Below are 20,295 nucleotides of genomic sequence, written 5' to 3' on the forward strand. Positions count from 1 at the left end.
CGCAAGACGCCAACGAGGGCGGCGATGCTAGAAGACCTTGTGCACCCAGCCGTGCGGGTCCCTGGCGCGGCAGCGCTGGATGTCGATCAGGGCCGACTTCAGTTTCTCCGTGCGCTCGGCCGACTGGCCGTTGCCGATCACGAACTCGCCCTCGGCCGAACGGATCGTGCCGAGCGGCGTCAGCACCGCGGCGGTGCCGCAGGCGAAGGTCTCGCGCAGGCGGCCGCTCTTGGCGTCGGCCTTCCATTGCTCGTAGGCGTAGGGCTGCTCGCGCACCGTGATGCCCATGTCCTTGGCCAGCTCGAGGATCGAATCGCGGGTGATGCCGGGCAGGATGGTGCCGCCGAGCGGCGGCGTCTGCATCGAGCCGTCGTCGAACACGAAGAAGATGTTCATGCCGCCCAGTTCCTCGATCCACTTGCGCTCGACGGCGTCGAGGAACACGACCTGCTCGCAGCCGTGCTTGTAGGCGTCCATCTGCGCCATCAGGCTGGCGGCGTAATTGCCGCCGCACTTGGCCGCGCCGGTGCCGCCGGGCGCGGCGCGCGTGAGGTCGCGCTCGACCCACACCGAGACGGCGCTGTCCTTGGTCTTGAAGTAGGAGCCGACCGGCGAGGCAATGACGATGAAGAGATATTCCGACGACGGCTTGACGCCGAGGAACACCTCGTTGGCGATCATGAACGGCCGCAGATAGAGGCTGCCGTCGCCCTCGGGGATCCAGTCGCGGTCGAGCCGCACCAGCTGGTCGAGCGCCTCGACGAAGGTCTCCTCCGGCAGGCGCGGCATGGCGAGCCGGTCGGCCGACTGGTTGAAGCGCCGCGCGTTGGCCTCGGGCCGGAACATCACGGCGCCGCCCTCGGCGGTGCGGTAGGCCTTCAGCCCCTCGAAGATCTCCTGGCTGTAGTGCAGCACGGCCGACGCGGGATCCATCGAGATCGGGCCGCGCGGGCCGATCGTGGCATCGTGCCAGCCCCTGCCCTCGGTGTAGCGGATCGTGACCATGTGGTCGGTGAAGGCACGGCCGAAGCCGGGATCGCGCAGGATGGCGGCGCGCTTGTCGGGCGGCGTCGGTGCGGGATGGGCGACGCGCTCGAACGCGATCGGCGTGGTCTGGGCGAGCGGGCTGTCCGGCATGGCGTTCACTCCGTTTGGCGCGGCTTTTATCGGCTTTGCCGCGCCTTGTCAGCGGCGAGGTTAGGCCGGTTTCACCTCGGCGCCCAGCCAGTCGATGGCGGCCTGCACGCCGCCCTTGCCGTGCGGGATGTCGAGCGCCGACAGCGCCATTTCGACGGTGCCCAGCGTGCCGAGGATCATCGGCGCGTTGACGTGGCCCATGTGCGCGATGCGAAACGCCTTGCCCGACAGCTCGCCGATGCCGTGGCCGAGGATGACGCCGCACTGCTTGTTGCAGTAGTCGCGGATCGCCTCGGGATCGCGGCCGTTGACCAGCACGCAGGTCACCGAATCGGAGCGCTCGTCCGCCTCGGCGATGTTGAAGCCGATCGCCTGGCCCTCGGACCACACGCCGACGGCGCGGCGCACCGCCTCGGCCAGCAGGCGATGGCGGCGGAAGACGTTGTCGAGGCCCTCCTCGAACAGCATGTCGAGCGCCTGGCGCATGCCGAACAGCAGGTGCTCGGGCGGCGTGCCGGCGTATTTCTGATAGTGCTGGTCGCCCTCGCGGTCGGTCCAGTCCCAGTAGGGCGTGCGCAGGCCCGCCGTCTTGTGGATCTCGCGCGCGCGGTCGTTGGCGGCGACGAGGCCGAGGCCGGGCGGCGTCATCATGCCCTTCTGCGAGCCCGACATGGCGACGTCGACGCCCCACTCGTCCATCTTGAACGGCATGCAGCCGAGCGACGCGACGGCGTCGACCATCAGCAGCGCGTCGTGCTTGGCGGCGCGGATCGCCTGGCCGATCGCCTCGATGTCGTTCACCACCCCCGAGGCGGTGTCGATCTGGGCGACGAGGATCGCCTTGATGGTGCCGGAGCCGTTGGCCTTCTTGTCCGCCTTGAGGCGCGCCTCGAGCTCGGCCGGCCGCACGGCGCGGCGCATGTCGCCCTTCAGGATCTCGACCTCGCAGCCCATGCGGCGCGCGCTCTCGCCCCAGCCGATGGCGAAGCGGCCGCTCTCCAGCACCAGGATCCTGTCGCCCTTGCTGAGCACGTTGGTCAGCGAGGCTTCCCAGGCGCCGTGGCCGTTGGAGATGTAGAGGTAGGCGCGCCCCCTGGTGTGGAAGACCCGCGCCACGTCCCTGAGCAGACCGTCGGTCAGCGCGAGCAGCGGGCCCGAATAGATGTCGACCGCCGGCCGATGCATCGCCCGCAACACCTCGTCCGGCACCGTCGTCGGGCCGGGAATCGCCAGGAACTCACGTCCCGCACGCACGCTCATCGTCTCGTCTTTCCTTTCCGCGCGTCCCGCCATCCCGGCGGGCGCGGCCGGCACACTAGCACAGCCGAAAAGTGCGCGGATACGACGACACGGGGCTGCGGCTACATGAGCATCTCGCCGGCCATCAGGGCGAGAATCACGAATACCGCAAATACGATCAGGGCCAGCACGAACAGCCATTTGGCGATGGTGCGCGCGCCCGCGGCGATGCCGGTGAATCCGAAGACTCCGGCGATCACCGAGACGACGAGGAAGATCAGCGCCCATTTCAGCATCACCACCTCCCCGGCGTCGGCGGCGGCGGCGACGCGGATGCATCGCGGAACGTCCAGCGCCCCTCGACGTCGCGGCCGGCGACCGCATCGGAGACGGGCGACGACCGATGCGTATGAAGGGCTTGCAACGTGCTGGCCGCGATGCCCGTCACGACCAGGCCCGCCCCGAATGTTGCGAGAAGGATCAGCAGCAATCGCATGGGTTCGATGATGTGCTTTTCCGCCGAACGCGAGCCAGCGACCAAAAAGAGGCGAACGTCGAAAGGCTCGCGTGCGACCCGATATTGGTCACGCACCAACGCACGAGCGGCTGCTAGCGTTCCCGCGTGGGAAGGTTCGCAGGGGCGAGCCGCCGAACAATCGGAGGATGGAATGCGCCGACGCAATGTCGTGGCGACGTGGCTGGCTATTGTCTTCTCGCTGACATCAGTCCCGATAGAGGCGTTTGGCCAGGACGGCGCGGCAGCGGCGGCGGCGGGAGCTGCCAGTGCAGCGGCCGGTGCGGCCGCCGGTGCCGCGGCGGGCGCGGCAGCGGCGGCGGCGGGCGCAGCGGCGAGCGCCGCCAGTGCGGCAGCAGGCGCAGCAGCGGGTGCCACCGGCGCGGGCGGCGACAGTGGATCGACCGGCGGCGGATCGGCCGGCGACGGCTCGGCCGACGGTGCATCCGCCGGCAGTGGGTCGAGCGCCGCCTCCGCGGGCGCCTCGGCCGGCGCGGCGGCCGGCGACGCGGGCGGCGCAGACGCTTCGGGCGCGTCGGCCGCCGACGAAGGCAACGCCGGAAATTCAGTTGCGGCTTCGGCCGGCGAATCGGCGCTGATCCGCTTCATGGCCGGCATCCCCTCGCAGGATCCGCAGCCTTACGGTCCGGGAACCATGACCCGCGCCCAACTCGCCGCCGCGCTCTATCGCTCGGGCCACTACAAGGCCGCGAAGGAGCTGCTGTGCGACGAGCGCCCCAACTACGACGAGTTCAAGCGCGCCGGCACGCCCTGCCATCCCCGGCCACTGTGGGATGCGACAGCGGCTCCATCGCGCCGCGGCGCCGCGCCGACCCTCTTCGATCCCGCTCGTTACCGCAGCATGGCCGACTGCCTGACGGCAGCCCATGCCGCCGGCGTTTCGCTCGGCGTTTGCGGCGACCCGCGTCGCTAGCCATGGATGGCCCGGCTCATGCATCGCAGGGCGATAGCCGACACGCGCCGGAGCTGCATCGCCGCTTGCCCGTGCGAAGCGCCTTTGCTGAAAATTCGTCAGAACGTTGGGGAGTCCGCACAGCATGAGTATCATCACCCGTCGCGCCGCCCTCGCCGGCGCCACCGCCCTGCCCTTCATCGCCGGCGCCGCGCGCGCGCAGGGCAAGTTCCCGGACAGGCCGATCAAGCTGATCATCCCGTGGGCCGCCGGCGGCCCGGCCGACGGCGGCTTCCGCATCCTGGCCGAATCGGTCGGCGCCAGGTTCGGCCAGACCGTGGTGGTCGAGAACAAGGCCGGCGCCTCGGGCGTGCTCGGCGCGATCGCCCTGAAGGAGGCGAAGCCCGACGGCTACACCATTTCCCAGATGCACATGAGCGTGCTGCGCCAGCCGCTGCTCAACAAGTCGCTGCCCTACGACCCGATCGCCGATCTGACCTACATCCTGCAGATCACCGGCTTCGTGATGGGCGTGGTGGTGCGTCCCGACGCGCCCTGGAAGACGCTGCCCGAGCTGCTGGCCTACGCCAAGGCCAACCCGGGCAAGCTCAACTGGGGCACGCTGGGCATCGGCTCGACGCAGCATCTCGCGATGGAGCGGGTCGGCCTCGCCCAGGGCGGGCTGAGCTGGACGCACGCGCCCTATCGCGGCACCGCCGACACCTTGCGCGCGCTGATGGGCGGCGAGATCGACTTCGCCTCCGAATCGTCGGGCTGGGCGCCGCTGGTGCAGTCGGGCAAGCTGCGCCTGCTTGCGGTCTTCACCGGCACGCGCGCCAAGCGCTTCCCCGACGTGCCGACGGTGAAGGAACTCGGCATCGACGTCGTGGTCGAGAGCCCGGGCGGCCTGATCGGACCCAAGGCCATGGATGCGGCCGTCGTGAAGACCCTGGCCGATGCCTTCCGCACGGCAGCCCAGGAACCGCGGCACATCGAGTTCCTCGAGAGGCTCGACCAGCCGCTGATCCTGCTCGACGGGCCGGCCTATCGTGCCGCCATGGTGAAGACGCTCGAGGAGGAGCGCGCGCTGCTCGCCCGTCTCAATCTTCTTCCTTCATAAAAAATCATGGATTTATCGCCACTTGCGTCTTATTCTTAATCCATCAGACAAGAAACGGTGGTGGCTATGAACCCTCTCTCCTATCTCAAGTCCAGGCTCGGGCGAGCGTCCGGGCTTGCCCCCGGCAGCGTCTTCGCGCTCGGCGATTCGAGCCGCGCGCCCGATTCCGATTCGCTCTGGCGGGTCTGTCACATCCGCGACTTCGTCGGCATCCCGCATGCCAGCATCGAGCAGATGGCGACCGGCGCGACCAAGACGATCGCCGTCTCGGCACTCATCGAGGACCGCAGCTTCCAGGTCGTGCGTCAGGCGGCGTAGCGGCTGCCGCTCAGCCCTTTCCACAGCGCCTGCGGCCCGGCCTTGGCATAGGCCGCGCCGATCTTCTCGCCCCAGTGGGTCTCGCTGCCGAAGTCGCGGCGCCACACCCAGAGCCGGCGCGTGTAGTGGTGCAGCACGTGCTCGTGGGTGAAGCCCATGGCGCCCATCGACTGGTGCGAGATGGCGGCGATGCGCTGGGCGAACTCCGACGCCTGGGTCTTGGCCGCCGCGATCGAGAAGCTGCCGCCGGCCTCGAGGCCGCCCTCGTCGGCGTCGCGCGCCGCGGCCTCGGCCGAGGCGATGGTGGCGGCGACGCAACTCGCCAGCTCCGCCAGCATGTGCTGGATCGCCTGGAAGGTCGAGATCGGCCGCCCGAACTGCGCGCGCTGCTTGGAATACTCGACCGCCGTCGCCAGCACCCTGTCCGCCGCGCCCGCCATCTGCATGGCGCGGGTCAGAGCCGCCAGCTCGTAGGCGCGCGCGGCGTCGACCGGCGAGGCGCCGCTGAACTCGGTCGGCGCGCCGTCGAAGGTCACCGTGCCATAGGGTTCGCCGGCATGGCTCGGCGCGTCGTCGATGCGCGCGTTGCCGGCGGCGATCACCGCGAGCGTGCCGCCCGACACCGTGACGAAGCGATCGGCGACCGACGCAAACGGCACGCGCTCGACCTTGCCCGTCACGCGGCCACCGTTCAGCGACAGGTTGCCGAGGGCCAATGTCAGCGGCCCGGCCTTGGGCTCGCCACCGGCCGCGGCGAGCATCAGATTGCCGAGCGCGGTCTCGGCGAGCGGCACCGGCACGGCATGCGAGCCTGCCAGCCGCATCAGCGACAGCATGTCGACGAGCGTGCCGCCGACCCCGCCTCTGTCCTCGGGGACGGCGATCAGGGGCAGGCCCATCTCCTCGATCTCCTTCCAGAGATCGGCCGGCCACACGCCCTTCTCCACGCCGTTCACCACCTCGCGCCCGCACTTCTCGGTGAAGAAGCGGTCGGCAGTCTCCAGCAGCATGTCGCGCGTCTCGCGGTCCATCGTTCGTCTCCTCGCTCAGCGCAGGCCGAGGCCGCGCGCGACGATGCCGCGCAGGACCTGGGTGGTGCCGCCCTGGATGGTGTAGCTCGGCGCCATCATGGTGGCGTACTGCGCGACGTCGAGGAAATCGGCGAGATCCTCCTCGGTCGTGGCGTCCGATTCGGCGATGGCGCGCGCCACCTCGGGCAGGTCCTGCTGGTAGATCGTGCCGAGATCCTTGACCAGCGCCGCCTCGATGGCGGGCGACTTGCCGCCCTGCATCATGCCGGCGACCGCCACCGACATCTGCCGCAGGGTCCAGAGGCGCGCGATGAGGCGCCCGAGCACGGACGAGGCGCGCCGGGCCGGCTGGCGGCCGAGCACGCGCACGAGTTCGCGCAACACGTAGAAGTTCTGCATGAAGCGCTCCGGCCCCGAACGCTCGAAGGCGAGCTCGCTGGTCACCTGCAGCCAGCCGTCGCCCTCGTTGCCGATCAGGCAGCTCTCCGGGATGAAGGCGTCGTTGAAGGTCACCTCGTTCCAGTCGTGGCGCCCGGCGAGGTTGATGATCGGCCGGATCGTGATGCCCGGCGTCTTGAGATCGACCAGCAACTGGCTCAGGCCCTTGTGGCGGTCGCCATGCTGGCCCGAGGTGCGCACCAGCGTGATGCAGTAGTGGTTCTTGTGCGCGCCCGAGGTCCAGACCTTGGTGCCGTTGACCCGGAAGCCGCCCGGCACCGGCTCGGCGCGCGTGCGCACCGAGGCGAGGTCCGAGCCCGAATCGGGTTCGCTCATGCCGATCGAGAAGTAGCACTCGCCCTTGACGATGCGCGGCAGGATCGCCTGACGCTGCTCCTCGCTGCCGAAGCGCAGCAGCAGCGGACCGGACTGGCGGTCCGCCACCCAGTGGGCGCCGGCGGGCGCGCCGTTGCCGAGCAACTCCTCGGTCACGACGTAGCGCTCGAGGAAGCTGCGCTCGGCGCCGCCATACTGCCGGGGCCAGGTGATGCCGATCCAGCCCCTGGCGCCCAGCGCCTTGCTGAACTCGGGCGAGCGCGTGTTCCAGCTCGGGAAGCGGTCCTCGCTGGCGACGCCGGGCAGCGTCTTCTCGAGGAACGCGCGGACCTCGCCGCGCAACGCCTCGGCTTCCGGCGGCAGATGGAAGGGCGGGAATTCCAGCTTGGGGACGGACATCGTTCTCTCGGGTTGGATGCTTCCTCTCTGTCGGCTAATTCTAGCGCGCGCAACATCGCCGTTTCGAGAGTCGAAGATGCCCCGCCGCCCGCCCCGCCTGCCGCCTCTACTGGCGGAATTCGACGACGACGAGCGCGAGGCCGTTCTGGCCGCCAACCGCGCCTTCTACAAGGCCTTCAACGATCGCGACGCCGACGCCATGGAGCGCATCTGGGCGCCGAGCGGAGCCATGGTGTGCCTGCATCCGGGGCAGGCGCCGCTGCACGAACGCGCCGAGATCATGGCGAGCTGGCGCGGCATCCTGCGCCATCCCGATGCGCCGCGCGTGCGCTGCAGCGACGAATGGACGATGGGCCGCGGCGGCCTCGCTCTCGTCGTGTGCCGCGAGATCCTGCCGACCGTGCAGCTCATGGCGACCAACAGCTTCGTGCGCCTGAGCGACGGCTGGCACCTGGTCGGCCACCACTCGGGCCCGGTGCCCTCGGTGGAGCGCCCGCGCACCGCGACCGCCGCGCCCCCGGCCCAGCCGGTGCGCGATCGCCGCAAGCTGCACTAACGCGACAGCGGACCGCCGGAACGCAGCAGCGGCTGCAGGATCGAGAGTGGGATGCCGACCGAATAGGGGCCCGCCGCGTAGGGTCCGACCTCGTACTGGTTGAAGATCAGCTCGAGCCGGCCGGCACGCCAGCAATAGCGGTCGGGCTCGGCCAGCAGCTTGGCGAGATTGTCTCGCTCGAGGGCCTCGGGAAAACCGGGCTTGTCGACGAACTGCGCCTTGAGATCGGCACCAGCCAGCCGGATCATCTCGTCGAGCCAGGCGCCATCCATCACGCCGTCGGGTCCGACGGCCTCGCCGCTGCGCAGGTCGACCAACGTACAGTCGGTTGCGCCGTAGCCGTGCGCTCCGCCGGAGAAGCCATAGAAGCCGGTGACGACCGTGACGGCATGAGGCGACGGACGCACCACCTCGAAACTCTGCTCGTAGGTCCATTGCTGCTCGCGGTCGACGCCGGCATCGGCCTTCGGCGTGGCCTCGGCGGCCGCCTTGCGCGCCCTGTCGGCGAAACGCGCGTTGACCGCGGCAAAATTGGCCGACGCGCCATCGAACCGCGGATAGGCGATGTCGTAGGACCAGGCCACCTGGCCCAGCCTGCCCGCCTCGTGGAGCGCCAGCTCGGCGATGAAGGGATAACCGCCCTCGGCGAACGCTCTCAGGTTGGCGATGCGCGCACCGTAGCGATTCTTGAGGCAGACCGCGATGCCATCGGTGTCGTGCGCACAGGCGTCGTTGCGCGCCGCGATCCAGCGCAGTTGATCCTGCCGCAGATGATCTCTCGCGGCGCCGTTCAACCTGCCGCCAAGCGCGGCATAGGCGGCGGCAAGGTCGCGGTCGGCACGGCCGAGCGCGGCATCCTCGCAGATCGCGCGCTCGACCGCGGTCGATGCCCTGGCGCAGTCGAAGCTCGGTCCCTGCCGGGCGAATGCCGGGAAGGACAGCAGCATCGCGAACGCCACCAGTGCGATCTTCACGCGCGCCTCCACGCCTTGAGGCGGCGCACCGCCTCCTCCATCTCCGCCGTCGAGCCGGCGAAGGAGATGCGCAAGGTGCCGGCTCCACGGGCGCGATCGAAATCGACGCCGGGCGTCGTCGCCACGCCCGCCTCCTGCAGCATGCGCTTGCAGAACTCCCGACTGTCGTTGGTCAGATGCGCGACGTCGGCATAGAGATAGAAGGCGCCCTCGGCCGGCGCGAAGGTCGGGAATCCGGCGGCCGGCAGCCTGGCCAGCAGCAGGTCGCGATTGGCACGATAGCGCCGGACGTGGCCGTCGAGTTCGTCGCGGCACTCGAACGCCGCCAGTGCCGCGTGCTGACTGAGGGTCGGCACGGAGATGAAGAAGTTCTGCGCGAGCCGCTCGATCGGCCGCACCAGGTCCGGCGGCACGACCAGCCAGCCGACTCGCCAACCGGTCATCGAGAAGTACTTGGAGAAGCTGTTGACCACGATGGCCGTCTCGGAGACTTCCGCTGCCGACACCGTGTCGCCCCCGTAGACGATGCCGTGATAGATCTCGTCCGAGATCAGCCGCACGCCGTTGTCGTCGCACCACGCCGCCAGCGCCTTCATCTCGGCGTGGTTCACCATGGTGCCGGTCGGGTTGGACGGGCTGGCGACGATCAGGCCGTCGAGGCGGCCGGCCTTCTTCAAGGCCTCGACCGTCGGCTGGAAGCGGTCGGCCGCCGAGGTCGGCAGGTCCACCGCCTCGAGATTGAGCGCGGCGAGGATGTTGCGATAGGCGGGGTAGCCGGGCGCCGCCAGGGCGACACGATCACCCGCGTCGAAGCTCGCGAGGAAGGCGAGCGGAAAGCCGCCGGACGACCCGGTCGTCACGATCACGCGCTCGGGCGAGACGTCGGTGCCATAGGCTTCGCGATAGTGCCGCGCGATGCGCTCGCGCAGCGCCGGAACGCCGAGGGCGGCGACGTAGCCGATCCGGTCGGCGTCGAGCGCCACATGCGCCGCCGCGAGCGCTCCCTTCGGTGCCGGCGTGCTCGGCTGGCCGACCTCGAGATGGATGACCGTGTCGCCCGTCGCCTCCTTGGCGGCGGCCGCGGCCATCACGTCCATGACGATGAATGGATCGACGGCGCCGGCGCGGCGCGACAGCTTGGGTGGCACGGATGATCGCCCCTTCAGCGCGAATCGACGATCAACGCCAGGCCCGACCCGGCGGGATCGATGCCGCTGTTGCACGACACGGCGCCCGAGCGAATGCCTTCGGGACAAGCCATCGCATTGACCCAGCCGCCCTGCCCGCGGCGCGACACGAGGGCCGCCCCCACCGGTTGGTCGTTCTGCAGGGCCAGCCGCGCGACGGCACCGGTCGCATAGGCGGCGGCCGGCGAGCCGCCGCCGGCACCGGCGAACTTGAACTCGCCGTTCTGCGGATTGCCGACGACGACCGGGCTCACGGCGGCCGCATCCGGCGTCGGTGCACCGAGCAGAATGCCCGTGCCCGGCACCATGATGCGCGCACCGAAGAGCTGCCCCATGGAGAAGGCGCAAGCCGCGGCGCCGCCCCCGGTATCGACCGCCGCCAGGCCGGCGATGCCGCCGGAGTTCGTCGGAACGGCCGTCGAAGGCGCGGGCTCTCCATTCCAACCGGCGAGCGCTCTGGCACCCGCCAACGGTGCCGGTGCGACATACACCTTGTAGCCGCGGTAGTCCTGCGCCGGCGGGGCACCGGAAATCGGCACGCTGCTGCGCAGGGTCTCGATGGGCAGGTTGCCACCGATCCGCGAGACCTGATCCGACAGGAACCTGGCAAAGGTACCGCTGAAGAAATCGGCGCCGCCACGCTGGCGGATGACACCGAGCGTCGCCGCCAGATCGAGCGGCGCCCAGTTGTCGCCTTCGGCGAGCAAGCCGCCCGAACGGCGGCTGAAGTAGCGGACCGCCTCGGGATCGGCCGCGAGCGTCGCGCCGCCGGCCTGCAGATCGCGCGCGAGCGCCCGCGACACCGGCACACCGAGGCGCGCCAGCCGTTCGGCCGGCGCGACCGCCTGTTCCCAGCGCGCCTGACCGTGTCTGACGTGCATGAGCGTGACGGCACGAACGCCGACCGGCACCGTGAACGAGGTGCCATGCACCGGACCCGGAGCCGGCGTCGGCGCGAACGCGAAAACCTCGCCCGCGCGCGTCCTCGCATTGTGGACGATGCACGCACCCGACGCGCCGAGACTCGCGGCCGAAGGCAGCGTGACGGCCATGGCGAAATACATGGCCACCGCTGCATCGACGGCATTGCCACCGCCCAGCAGGATCTCCCGCCCGACCTCGGCGGCGCGACTCTCGTCGGCCGACACGGCGGCGAACCGCGTCCCTCCGCGGAGCAGCGCGCTCAAGCCGGCCTGATTGGGTGCCAGGTAGGCCGGATTGGTACGATACTCGCGGTCGGCGCTGCCGTCACCCGAGCACGACGACACCAAAATCGCCGCAATCAGGGCAAAGCTGTGCAATTGACGCCGCGGCCGCGCGTTTCTAGCTTGGCCGTAACCCGTGACGCCCGTGTTCCGACGCATCATCATCCTCACCTGTCTCGTGCTCGCGGCGCTGACTCCGCTTCGTGCCGCGACGGCGCAACAAGGTCAACGCCTCAGCCTGATCCGCGACGCCGAGATCGAGAGCACGCTCCGCATCTTCGTGACGCCGATCTGGCGCGCCGCCGGTCTCGATCCCGCGGCACTCGAGATCATGATCGTCCAGGACGGTGCACTCAACGCCTTCGTCGCTGCCGGTCAAAGGATCTTTCTCAACACCGGATTGCTGATGCGCACCGAGCGCCCCAACCAGCTGATCGGCGTGCTGGCTCACGAGACCGGCCACGTCGCCGGCGGCCACCTCGCACGCCTGCAGGAGGAACTGCGCGACCTCAGCACGCTGCAAATCATCGAAGCGATCCTCAGCGCCGGCGCAATGGCGGGCAGTGCCGTTTCCGGCGGCAGCGGCACCTCGCGGCCCGGGCCGACGGGACCCGGCAGCGCGCAGGCGCCGGGCTCGCTGCTCTCCTTCCTCAAATACACGCAAACCCAGGAAAACGCCGCGGACCAGGCCGCCATCACCTATCTCGAGCGCACGCAGCAGTCGCCCAAGGGGACGGTCGAGTTCCTGCGCGTCCTGCTGCAGCAGGAGCGCATGATGATCGGCCGCCGCAATCCCTATCTCAGCACCCACCCGCTCACCCCCGAACGCATCGATGCGTTCGAGGCGGCGGCGGCACGTTCGCCCTACGCCAACACCCCCGACAGCCCGCGATTTCTCGAGCTGCACCAGCGCATGATCGCAAAGCTGTGGGGCTTCATCTCGCCCGGCGCCGCATTGCAGCGGTACAGCGAGGGCGATCGCTCGGTGCCAGCCCGATATGCGCGCGCCATCGCCCTCTACCGCCAGGGCGCCCTCGGCTCGGCGCTGCTGACCATCGACGGCCTGCTCAAGGAGCACCCCAACGATCCCTATTTCCACGAGCTGCGCGGCCAGATGCTGTTCGAGAACGGCCGTGCCGCCGAGGCTATCCCCTCCTATCGCCGGGCCGTCCAACTTCTGCCACAGATCGGCATCGTCAAGATCGATCTGGCGCGCGCTCTGCTCGAAACGAATCGCCCCGAGAACGACCGGGAAGCGGTGCGCAACCTGGAGCTGGCCGCCACGCAGTCGGAATCCAACAGCTTCGAGCTGTGGCGCCTCATGGCATCCGGGTACTCCCGGCTCAACAACCCGGGCATGACGTCGTTGGCCCGCGCGGAAATGGCCGTCATCCGTGGTCAGCGCAGCGAGGCGCAGGTTCACGCCGCCGCCGCCGAGCGCCAGCTGCAACCCGGCACTCCCGCCTGGCATCGTGCCCAGGATCTCAAGGCATACATCAACTCGAGGCCACGCAAGAACTGACGCCTCACCGGAGACTATCGATGCGATTTCCCCTTCTGATTCTCTGCGCGGTCCTGATCGTCGCCGGCGCCTTCGTCGCATTTCGAACCGGCGTGCCGCCCACGGCCGCGGCATCTCTATCGCCTTCGGACAAGACGACATTCGGCAAGAGCGTGCGCGACTACCTGCTCGCCAATCCGGAAGTGCTGGTCGAAGCGATGCAGGAACTCGAGCGCAAGCAGGACAGCCAGCGCGACGCGGTCGCCCAGAGGGCGATCCGGACCCATCAGGAGGCGCTGTTGCGGGACCCGGACAGTCCCGTGGCCGGCAATCCCGACGGCGACGTCACCGTGGTCGAGTTCAACGACTATCAGTGCCCCTATTGCAAACGCGCCCATACCGCGGTGAAAGCGGTGCTCGCGACCGATCCGAAGGTAAGGCTGGTCCTCAAGGACCTGCCCATCCTGGGCGAGCCGTCGCGCATCGCCGCCCTGGCGGCCCTTGCCGCGCGCAAGCAGGGCAAGCACGGCGAGATGCACGACGCCCTGCTCGGGTTCAACGGCAAACTCGACCGCGAACGCATATTCGAGATCGCCGGATCGGTCGGGCTCGACGTGCCCAAGCTTCAGGAGGACATGGAGGATCCGAAACTCCGCGAGATCATCGAGCGCAACGCCGCTCTAGCCTCCGAACTCGGCGTTCGCGGTACACCTGCCTTCGTCGTCGGCGGTCACTTCGTTCCCGGCGCCGTCGACGCCGATACGCTGCGTCAACTGATCGCGGAAGCGCGTCGCAAGGGGTAGTGCGTGCCGGCGATCAGCGCGTCAGTTTCGCCGACACGCCGAGCACGTCGATCAGGTCTGGACCCGGCGTCGCAAGATAGGAGACGCGGTCGAGACCGAAAGGCGGGTCGGGCCGCGCTTCGACGACCAATGTGCCGCCGAGCTCGATGAAACGAGCCACCGTGTCCAGCAACCTGGTCATGTCCTCCGTAATGAGCACTCCCGCCGGCTGGAAGCGGCGCACCTCGCGGGCTGCTTCCGCGCGCATGGCCGCCACGGGCTGGCCGGTCGTGCTCGCCGCCGCGCGAAGAGCGCGGTCTAGCAGGCTTCGGTCGGCCAGGGTCAGACGCGCCGTTCCGAGTGCCGCCTGCGAGCGGTAGACCAGAGCCATGTCTCCCTCGTCCACGGCTCGCCAGAAGGCTTCGTCGGCATCCACGACCTTCAAGGACAGGTCGACCTCGCCGAGATCGCGTCCGATCAGGGCGCATCGATCGACGGACAATTCCCCCTTGTTGCGATCCTCGATGGCGGAACATTCGAGTTCCAGCCGCAGCTCCTCGAGTCCCATCGCCTCCATGATCATCCGCAATTGGAGCGTCTCGGCGCCGTGCAACGGTGGCGCCATCGAGAAGCCGGTAATGCGCGAGCGCGCGCGCGTGATGCCGGGCGCCTCGCGGACCATCTCGTACCCGATCCGATCGAGCGAGAGTCCGTACTGTTTGAGCAATGCCCCGTCGAATCCACTGGCGTCGAACGCCTCCAGGTCGAGACGCCCCGTGGGGACGCCCGGTTCCCAATCCGGCGAGGACAGAGAGGAGAGGATGCGCCGCAGACCGATTCCTTTCGCATCGATGCTGGCCAACGCGAACCCCGGTTCCTTCGCTCCCCTCTCCCCGATTTCGAAGCGGGTCAACGCGAGCGAGCCGACGTCGCCTCGCGACACATCGTGCAGAACGAACGACTCGATCCGCACGGTGTTGTGGCTGCCCGGCCCGGTGAAGGCGACGCCCTGCTCTTCGAAGCGGCTCAAGGTCAGTGCTTGCAAGACCCGCGCGCCGAGCGCCACGACCCGATTCGGCCCAGGGCCGACATCGTCGTCATACGCTGCAAGTTCGAAGCCCTCGAGCCGCAGCAGATCGACGCTCCACGTCGAACCGTCCTCCGAGACGACTACCAACGCGTCAATCTCTATGCTGCCGGCCGTCAAAGGATCGCCCAGCCGCCAGCCCGAAAGCGGCGTGCGGCCGCGTAGCAACTCATCGAACGGCCAAGCAAGACCCGAGGCGCGCCAGCGGCCTATGGAGATGTCACCCACGCGCCTCGACCTGAGGTCGGTGAGGACGAGGCTGCGGGACAGCAATCCGACCTCGACCGAGCCGACCCGTGTCTTGCCGTCAGCCTCGATTTCCGCCTTTACACGGTCGGCGGCGTGCCGCTCTGCCAGCGGCACGACGACCACGGCAGCCACCGCCAACAGGGCCAACAGGAGGCCGGCGTAGAGGACCTTTCTCATGACTCCGCGTCGGGTTGCCGCGACGGCTGCGCCGCATCGAAGGCGGGCAATTTCACGCAGGCGTCGTAGATGCGCTGAATGGTGGGAAATCGCGTCATGTCGACCTTGTAGCGCCCGGCATTGAAGACCTGGGGAACGAGACAGAGATCCGCCATGGTCGGCTGATCGCCATGGCTGAAGATGCCGGTTTTGGGATCCTCGGCGATCGAGGCTTCGTAGGCCTCGAAGCCGGTCTCGATCCAGTGCCTCGCCCAGGCGAAGACACCGTCGTCGGTCTGACCGAAATGCCGGCGCAGATAGCCCAGTACCCTGAGATTCTGCACCGGATGGATTTCCGCCGCCACGATCATCGACAACGACCGTACCCGGGCACGGTCAACGGGGTTGAACGGCAGAAGGGGCGGCTGCGGGCAGATCTCCTCAAGATACTCGATGATGGCGAGCGACTGACCAAGCGCCTGCCCGTTGTCGAGGATCAGCGCCGGCAATAATTTCTGCGGATTGATCGCAGCGAAGTCGGGTGACAGGTGCTCGGCCTTGCGCAAGTGCCGAAACTCGTGCTCGACCGCGATCCCCTTAAAGTTGAGTGCGATGCGCACTCGGTACGCGGCGGACGACCTGAAGTAACCGATTAGCTTCATCCCGCCCCTCTCCGGTGGCTTCAAATGACAAAGTCTGCTTCGCTGACGGCAGCTTCGCACAAAGACTTGCACGAAAGGCGAATCCTTTGCCGAACCATGCTGTTGTTGCGCCGTCGCGCCCCTCCTAGCCTGTCTCCCCTACGACCGAAAGGGTCAAGGAGGAAGAAGAGATGAGAATCGCGCACGCCTTTGGCGCCATCGTGGCCGCCGCCGCCGGCCTGCTGCTGTCGTCCGGCACACAGGCGTCCGACGCCCTCGTCAGTACGGACTGGCTCGAGAAGAACCTCAACAACCCACAAGTGCGGGTGATCGAGGTCAGCGTCAACCCCGGCGTCTACGAGCGCGGCCATATCCCCGGCGCAAGCAACCTCGTGTGGCATACAGATCTCGCCGATCGTGTACGCCGCGACATCGTCTCCAGGGACGACCTGCAGAAGCGGCTGCGCCAGGCGGGCGTCAGCACCGGCAATACCATCGTGCTCTATGGCGACACCAACAACTGGTTTGCTGCGTGGGGGGCCTGGGTATTCGACATCTATGGCATTCCCAACGTGAAGCTGCTCGACGGCGGCCGGCGGAAGTGGGAAGCCGAGAAGCGGCCTCTGTCCTCGCAGGTCGCGCAGAAGCCGGCCGGCAGCATCGCACTGGCCGACGCCAGCCCGGCGCTGCGCGCCCGCCTTACCGACGTTCTCGCCGCGGCGGAGAAGAAGTCGAATGCCAGGCTGATCGATATCCGATCGCCGGACGAGTTCAACGGCAAGGTGATCGCGCCGGCCGGCATCCAGGAACTGGCGATCCGAGCTGGCCACGTACCGGGCGCCGTCAACGTGCCGTGGGGCGAGGCGGTCGCTGCGGACGGTACCTTCAAGTCGGCCCACGAACTCAAGGCGCTTTACGCCGGCAAGGGCATCGACGGGACCGCGCCGATCATCACCTACTGCCGCATCGGCGAGCGATCGAGCCATACCTGGTTCGCGCTGACCAAGATCCTCGGCTACCAGGTGAAGAACTACGACGGCTCGTGGACCGAGTACGGCAACGCCGTCGGCGTGCCGATCGTCAACGTCGCCGGCACCGTCTGGACCGGCAAGTAGCCTACCCCTACGGGGCGGGCGAGAATGAGGCGCGCGGGCAGCCGCGCGCCTTCGTTCATCCAGTCTTTCGAACCGCATGTCCGTGTCGTCTTCCGCCACCCCTGGCGCCGTGTCCCGTCCCCTGGTGGGCGCTCTCGTCGCGGCGTTCTTCTTCGCTTGCGTCCTGGCGCTGCCGCCAAGCGACCCACTCGGCCGCTCACTGCCGCTCTCGATGCTGCTCGGCGGCGCCTTCGGCGTGGTCCTCCAGCGTTCCCGCTTCTGCTTCTTCTGCAATGCGCGAGACTTCCTCGAGCGACGCGATCCGCGCGGCCTGCTCGGCATCGTCGCCGCACTCGCCGTCGGCCTGCTCGGCACCTACGCGGTGATCGGAGGCTGGCTGCCGCAACCCGCCCCGGGCCGCCTGCCACCCGACGCGCATATCGGCCCAGTGTCATGGGTTCTGGCGACGGGCGCCTTCGTCTTCGGTATTGGCATGACGGTGTCGGGCTCCTGCATCAGCGCACATCTCTATCGGCTGGGTGAAGGCTCGCCGACGGCGCCGTTCGCCCTGCTCGGCGCCGCGCTCGGCTTCGTCCTGGGCTTTCTTTCCTGGAACTGGCTCTATCTCGGGACGATCCAGGAATCGCCGGTGCCGTGGCTGCCGCACTGGCTGGGCTATGGCGGTTCGCTGGCACTGCAGCTTGCGGCGCTGGGCGTGCTTGCGCTCCTGCTGATGCGCCACCGGCCGCCGTCCGACGTACCGCCGGCGTCGTCCATCGAGGCCGTGCTGCACCGCCGCTGGCCGGCGGTCCTCGGCGGCGTCCTGGTCGGTACGCTCGCCACCGTCGCCTACTTGCGGGTGGGGCCACTCGGCGTGACGGCAGAGTTGGGCTCGTGGTCGCGCACGACCGCCAACACCGCAGGCCTGTTGCCGGCTCGACTGGAGGGGCTCGACACATTCGCCGGCTGCGCCACGGCACTCAAGGAGACGCTGCTGTCGCGCAACGGCGTGTTCGTCGCAGGGCTCGTGCTGGCGGCCTTCGCGTCGGCCCTCGTCGCCGGCGACTTCAAGCCGCGCCTGCCGACGGCGCGGGAGGTCACGCGCGCCATCGCTGGCGGCATCCTGCTCGGCTGGGGGGCCATGGTGTCGCTTGGCTGCACGGTCGGCGTGCTGCTGTCGGGCGTCATGGCCGGCGCAGTCTCGGGCTGGGTTTTCGCGCTGTTCTGTTTCGCCGGTGTCTGGCTGTCTTTGAAGGCGTGCGGGTGGAATCCTCAAGTCGGCAGCGCGTAGCGCACCACCTTCTGGTCGATCGCCCCGAAGATCGAACGGTTCTGGCGATCCAGCATCTCTATGCGGACACGGTCACCGAATTTCATGAATGGCGTGACAGGCTTGCCCGTTTCGATCGTCTCGCGCACACGCCGCTCGGCTATGCATGAACAACCTACTCCCGCTTCCCGATTGGCAACGGTGCCCGAGCCGACAATGGTGCCTGCCTCGAGATGTCGCGTCCTCGCCGCATGGGCGATCAGCTGGCCGAAGTCGAACGTGAGGTCGGTTGCGGCGCTCGGGTGGCCGAACTCCTTGCCGTTCAAGGTCGAGATCAGCGGCAGGTCGAGTCTGGCGCCGTCCCAGGCGTCGCCCAGTTCGTCGGGCGTGACCGCGACGGGCGCGAAGGCCGTCGCCGGCTTGCCATGGAAGAAGCCGAAGCCCTTGGCGAGCTCGGCGACGATGACGTTGCGCAGCGACACGTCGTTCAAGATCGTCACCAGCTTGATGTGGCGACGCGCTGCCTCCGGCGTGATGCCCATCGGCACGTCGTCGACGACGACGCCGATCTCGCCCTCGAAGTCGATGCCGTGTGCCTCGTCGACCGCCTCGATCTCGTCGTTGGGGCCGATGAAGGAGTCCGATCCGCCCTGGTACATAAGGGGGTCGGTCCAGAAACTCGGCGGCATCTCCACGCCACGCGCCTTGCGGACTAGCTCGACATGAACAACGTAAGCCGAACCGTCCGCCCACTGATAGGCCCGCGGCAACGGCGCGGCCAGAGCCGTGGTATCGAGATCGAAAGAGCCCGGCGCCCCGTCGTCACGTAGCCGGTCCGCCAATTCGGAGAGCCTGGGTGCAATGTTCACCCAATCGTCCAACGCCTTCTGCAGCGTGGCCGCGACGCTGGTCGCCCGGACCGCGCGCTTGAGATCGCGGTCGACGACAATCAGTGTGCCGTCGCGACCGCCTTCCTTGAGTGATCCGAGCTTCATTACTCCGCCGCCTGCTTGATTTCCGTCGGTCGCCACGACTTCACGTAGCCTTCGAACTCCACGCCTGCCGGCATGTCGGCAATGTCGACTGCGTCACGCGTATCGATCATCACCGCCACCTCGTCGGTCTCCGTCTTGCCGCCCTTGGTGGCAGCGTTGAAGGCCTTGGGATGCGGCCCGTGCGTGAAGCCGGTGGGATGCACCGTCATCATGCCCGGATGGATGTTGTCACGACTGAAGAAGCTGCCCCTGTGGTAGAAGATCACTTCCTCGTAGTCGTCGTTGTTGTGGAAGAACGGCAGGCGCAGCGCCTCGGGGTCACTCTCCAGCGGCCGCGGCACGAAGGTGCAAACAACGAACCGGCCGGCCACGAAGGTGGTGTGCGCCGACGGCGGCAAGTGAAAGCGATGACTCATCAGCGGGCGGATGTCGCGCCAGTTGATGCGCACGACGCTGAGATCGCCGTGCCAGCCTACCGCATCAAGAGGATTGAACGGGTAAGTGACGGTCGAAAGCTGATTGCGCCGCTTCACCGACACCTTCCAGGTGCGTTCGTCCTGCTGAGCCCGGAAAGCATCGTCGACGACCGGCGTGTCGAGCATCGCCGGATCGAAGATGGCGTGCCGACCCACCAGTCCCTTATCAGGCAAGGTGAAGCTGTCGTTGGTCGCCTCGATCATCAGAGACGACGTCGGCTTGGACGGCGCAAGCCGCCACATCGTGCCGCGTGGAATGATGAGATAGTCGCCCTCGCAGTAGATCAGCCGACCGTAGTCGCAGAACAGCTCGCCCTCCCCTTCGTGAACGAACAGCAACTGGTCGCCGTCGCTGTTGCGGACCAGCTCGGACATCGGCCGCTCGAGCCGCCATATCCGCATCTGCAGGTGCGCATTGGTCATCACCAACTCGGCATCCCAAGGGTTGTCCCTTGAAGTGGCGAGCTTGTTGAGGTCGAGCGCACGCGGCCGGATCGGCCCGTCGAACTCGATCCAGTCGGTCGGCTTGTGCTTGTGATGAAATTGCGCCGACGGGCCGAAAAAGCCCTCCTTGCTGATCTCGCGCTCGTAGGTTTCCGCCGGCAGCCGTACATGGGCTTGGCGCGAGGCCGTGCCCTCGACCTGGCGCAGCGGTATCCAGTTCCTCGCCATGGTTC

The 20,295-nt window shown here is 68.2% G+C and carries 21 protein-coding genes; 8 read left to right on the top strand and 13 right to left on the bottom strand.

The window, feature by feature from the left end; translation table 11 throughout:
- Positions 1–27 precede the first annotated feature (27 nt).
- The 4 genes from KIT25_13840 to KIT25_13855 form a co-directional block, all read right to left on the bottom strand.
- Complete coding sequence (locus tag KIT25_13840; GenBank protein UYN93149.1) at positions 28–1,137, bottom strand: branched-chain amino acid aminotransferase; 1,110 nt, start codon at positions 1,135–1,137, stop codon at positions 28–30.
- A gap of 60 nt (positions 1,138–1,197) precedes the next feature.
- Positions 1,198–2,397: an aminotransferase class V-fold PLP-dependent enzyme gene (locus tag KIT25_13845; GenBank protein ID UYN93150.1), complete on the bottom strand. Its 1,200-nt coding sequence runs from the start codon at positions 2,395–2,397 to the stop codon at positions 1,198–1,200.
- A gap of 101 nt (positions 2,398–2,498) precedes the next feature.
- Entirely contained in the window at positions 2,499–2,672 is a 174-nt protein-coding gene (locus tag KIT25_13850; GenBank protein UYN93151.1) for a DUF1328 domain-containing protein, read from the bottom strand.
- On the bottom strand, positions 2,672–2,872 hold the full coding sequence (locus KIT25_13855; GenBank protein ID UYN93152.1) for a hypothetical protein: 201 nt from the start codon (positions 2,870–2,872) through the stop codon (positions 2,672–2,674). Before KIT25_13855 ends, KIT25_13850 begins: the two co-directional genes overlap by 1 nt.
- A gap of 172 nt (positions 2,873–3,044) precedes the next feature.
- Here KIT25_13855 and KIT25_13860 point away from each other — a divergent pair, with 172 nt between their 5' ends.
- The 3 genes from KIT25_13860 (at position 3,045) to KIT25_13870 (ending at position 5,241) form a co-directional block, all read left to right on the top strand.
- Complete coding sequence (locus KIT25_13860; GenBank protein UYN93153.1) at positions 3,045–3,824, top strand: hypothetical protein; 780 nt, start codon at positions 3,045–3,047, stop codon at positions 3,822–3,824.
- Between the two features lie 124 nt (positions 3,825–3,948).
- Complete coding sequence (locus tag KIT25_13865; protein UYN93154.1) at positions 3,949–4,923, top strand: tripartite tricarboxylate transporter substrate binding protein; 975 nt, start codon at positions 3,949–3,951, stop codon at positions 4,921–4,923.
- A 66-nt stretch (positions 4,924–4,989) separates the two neighbouring features.
- On the top strand, positions 4,990–5,241 hold the full coding sequence (locus KIT25_13870) for a hypothetical protein (protein UYN93155.1): 252 nt from the start codon (positions 4,990–4,992) through the stop codon (positions 5,239–5,241).
- Here KIT25_13870 and KIT25_13875 read toward each other — a convergent pair.
- A complete protein-coding gene (locus tag KIT25_13875) occupies positions 5,229–6,272 on the bottom strand; it encodes an acyl-CoA/acyl-ACP dehydrogenase (protein UYN93156.1) in 1,044 nt (347 codons plus the stop codon). The two genes, KIT25_13870 and KIT25_13875, sit on opposite strands and share 13 nt — an antisense overlap.
- Before the next feature lie 15 nt (positions 6,273–6,287).
- Complete coding sequence (locus tag KIT25_13880; GenBank protein UYN93157.1) at positions 6,288–7,445, bottom strand: acyl-CoA dehydrogenase family protein; 1,158 nt, start codon at positions 7,443–7,445, stop codon at positions 6,288–6,290.
- A 76-nt stretch (positions 7,446–7,521) separates the two neighbouring features.
- On the opposite strand from KIT25_13880, the gene KIT25_13885 reads away from it, so the two are divergent.
- A complete protein-coding gene (locus KIT25_13885; protein UYN93158.1) occupies positions 7,522–8,001 on the top strand; it encodes a nuclear transport factor 2 family protein in 480 nt (159 codons plus the stop codon).
- Here the strand turns inward: KIT25_13885 and KIT25_13890 are convergent.
- The 3 genes from KIT25_13890 to KIT25_13900 form a co-directional block, all read right to left on the bottom strand.
- Positions 7,998–8,975, bottom strand: a complete 978-nt coding sequence (locus tag KIT25_13890; GenBank protein ID UYN93159.1) for a DUF4163 domain-containing protein — start codon at positions 8,973–8,975, stop codon at positions 7,998–8,000. The two genes, KIT25_13885 and KIT25_13890, sit on opposite strands and share 4 nt — an antisense overlap.
- The gene (locus KIT25_13895; GenBank protein UYN97934.1) at positions 8,972–10,072 is read right to left on the bottom strand and encodes a pyridoxal phosphate-dependent aminotransferase; all 1,101 of its coding nucleotides are present in this window, start codon (positions 10,070–10,072) and stop codon (positions 8,972–8,974) included. The genes KIT25_13890 and KIT25_13895 overlap by 4 nt, the downstream gene beginning before the upstream one ends.
- Positions 10,073–10,137: 65 nt before the next feature.
- Positions 10,138–11,529, bottom strand: a complete 1,392-nt coding sequence (locus KIT25_13900; GenBank protein UYN93160.1) for a gamma-glutamyltransferase — start codon at positions 11,527–11,529, stop codon at positions 10,138–10,140.
- Between KIT25_13900 and KIT25_13905 the strand changes: the two genes are divergently transcribed.
- Together KIT25_13905 and KIT25_13910 are read left to right on the top strand one after the other, a co-directional pair.
- Positions 11,504–12,889: a M48 family metallopeptidase gene (locus tag KIT25_13905; GenBank protein ID UYN93161.1), complete on the top strand. Its 1,386-nt coding sequence runs from the start codon at positions 11,504–11,506 to the stop codon at positions 12,887–12,889. The genes KIT25_13900 and KIT25_13905 overlap by 26 nt on opposite strands.
- 20 nt (positions 12,890–12,909) lie before the next feature.
- A complete protein-coding gene (locus KIT25_13910) occupies positions 12,910–13,671 on the top strand; it encodes a DsbA family protein (protein UYN93162.1) in 762 nt (253 codons plus the stop codon).
- A gap of 13 nt (positions 13,672–13,684) precedes the next feature.
- Here KIT25_13910 and KIT25_13915 read toward each other — a convergent pair whose 3' ends face one another.
- Both KIT25_13915 and maiA read right to left on the bottom strand, forming a co-directional pair.
- Complete coding sequence (locus KIT25_13915; GenBank protein ID UYN93163.1) at positions 13,685–15,109, bottom strand: hypothetical protein; 1,425 nt, start codon at positions 15,107–15,109, stop codon at positions 13,685–13,687.
- Positions 15,110–15,159: 50 nt separating this feature from the next.
- On the bottom strand, positions 15,160–15,804 hold the full coding sequence (maiA, locus tag KIT25_13920; GenBank protein ID UYN93164.1) for a maleylacetoacetate isomerase: 645 nt from the start codon (positions 15,802–15,804) through the stop codon (positions 15,160–15,162).
- Positions 15,805–15,974: 170 nt separating this feature from the next.
- Between maiA and KIT25_13925 the strand changes: the two genes are divergently transcribed.
- Together KIT25_13925 and KIT25_13930 are read left to right on the top strand one after the other, a co-directional pair.
- Positions 15,975–16,898, top strand: a complete 924-nt coding sequence (locus KIT25_13925) for a sulfurtransferase (protein UYN93165.1) — start codon at positions 15,975–15,977, stop codon at positions 16,896–16,898.
- 124 nt (positions 16,899–17,022) lie between these two features.
- Positions 17,023–18,168 (top strand): YeeE/YedE family protein, encoded by a 1,146-nt coding sequence (locus KIT25_13930; protein UYN93166.1) that lies wholly within the window; start codon positions 17,023–17,025, stop codon positions 18,166–18,168.
- On the opposite strand, the gene KIT25_13935 is transcribed toward KIT25_13930, so the two are convergent.
- Positions 18,150–19,142, bottom strand: coding sequence for a fumarylacetoacetate hydrolase family protein (locus KIT25_13935; GenBank protein UYN93167.1), 993 nt, complete (start codon positions 19,140–19,142; stop codon positions 18,150–18,152). The two genes, KIT25_13930 and KIT25_13935, sit on opposite strands and share 19 nt — an antisense overlap.
- Positions 19,142–20,290: a homogentisate 1,2-dioxygenase gene (locus KIT25_13940; protein UYN93168.1), complete on the bottom strand. Its 1,149-nt coding sequence runs from the start codon at positions 20,288–20,290 to the stop codon at positions 19,142–19,144. Before KIT25_13940 ends, KIT25_13935 begins: the two co-directional genes overlap by 1 nt.
- Between the last annotated feature and the right edge of the window lie 5 nt (positions 20,291–20,295).

The organism is Enhydrobacter sp. (assembly GCA_025808875.1).
Classification (GTDB): domain Bacteria; phylum Pseudomonadota; class Alphaproteobacteria; order Reyranellales; family Reyranellaceae; genus Reyranella.

Coding starts and splice junctions, on each gene's coding strand:
- KIT25_13840 (UYN93149.1), bottom strand. CDS start 1,137: ATGCCGGACAGCCCGCTCGCCCAGACCACGCCGATCGCGTTCGAGCGC.
- KIT25_13845 (UYN93150.1), bottom strand. CDS start 2,397: ATGAGCGTGCGTGCGGGACGTGAGTTCCTGGCGATTCCCGGCCCGACG.
- KIT25_13850 (UYN93151.1), bottom strand. CDS start 2,672: ATGCTGAAATGGGCGCTGATCTTCCTCGTCGTCTCGGTGATCGCCGGA.
- KIT25_13855 (UYN93152.1), bottom strand. CDS start 2,872: ATGCGATTGCTGCTGATCCTTCTCGCAACATTCGGGGCGGGCCTGGTC.
- KIT25_13860 (UYN93153.1), top strand. CDS start 3,045: ATGCGCCGACGCAATGTCGTGGCGACGTGGCTGGCTATTGTCTTCTCG.
- KIT25_13865 (UYN93154.1), top strand. CDS start 3,949: ATGAGTATCATCACCCGTCGCGCCGCCCTCGCCGGCGCCACCGCCCTG.
- KIT25_13870 (UYN93155.1), top strand. CDS start 4,990: ATGAACCCTCTCTCCTATCTCAAGTCCAGGCTCGGGCGAGCGTCCGGG.
- KIT25_13875 (UYN93156.1), bottom strand. CDS start 6,272: ATGGACCGCGAGACGCGCGACATGCTGCTGGAGACTGCCGACCGCTTC.
- KIT25_13880 (UYN93157.1), bottom strand. CDS start 7,445: ATGTCCGTCCCCAAGCTGGAATTCCCGCCCTTCCATCTGCCGCCGGAA.
- KIT25_13885 (UYN93158.1), top strand. CDS start 7,522: ATGCCCCGCCGCCCGCCCCGCCTGCCGCCTCTACTGGCGGAATTCGAC.
- KIT25_13895 (UYN97934.1), bottom strand. CDS start 10,072: ATGGACGTGATGGCCGCGGCCGCCGCCAAGGAGGCGACGGGCGACACG.
- KIT25_13900 (UYN93160.1), bottom strand. CDS start 11,529: ATGATGCGTCGGAACACGGGCGTCACGGGTTACGGCCAAGCTAGAAAC.
- KIT25_13910 (UYN93162.1), top strand. CDS start 12,910: ATGCGATTTCCCCTTCTGATTCTCTGCGCGGTCCTGATCGTCGCCGGC.
- maiA (UYN93164.1), bottom strand. CDS start 15,804: ATGAAGCTAATCGGTTACTTCAGGTCGTCCGCCGCGTACCGAGTGCGC.
- KIT25_13925 (UYN93165.1), top strand. CDS start 15,975: ATGAGAATCGCGCACGCCTTTGGCGCCATCGTGGCCGCCGCCGCCGGC.
- KIT25_13935 (UYN93167.1), bottom strand. CDS start 19,142: ATGAAGCTCGGATCACTCAAGGAAGGCGGTCGCGACGGCACACTGATT.
- KIT25_13940 (UYN93168.1), bottom strand. CDS start 20,290: ATGGCGAGGAACTGGATACCGCTGCGCCAGGTCGAGGGCACGGCCTCG.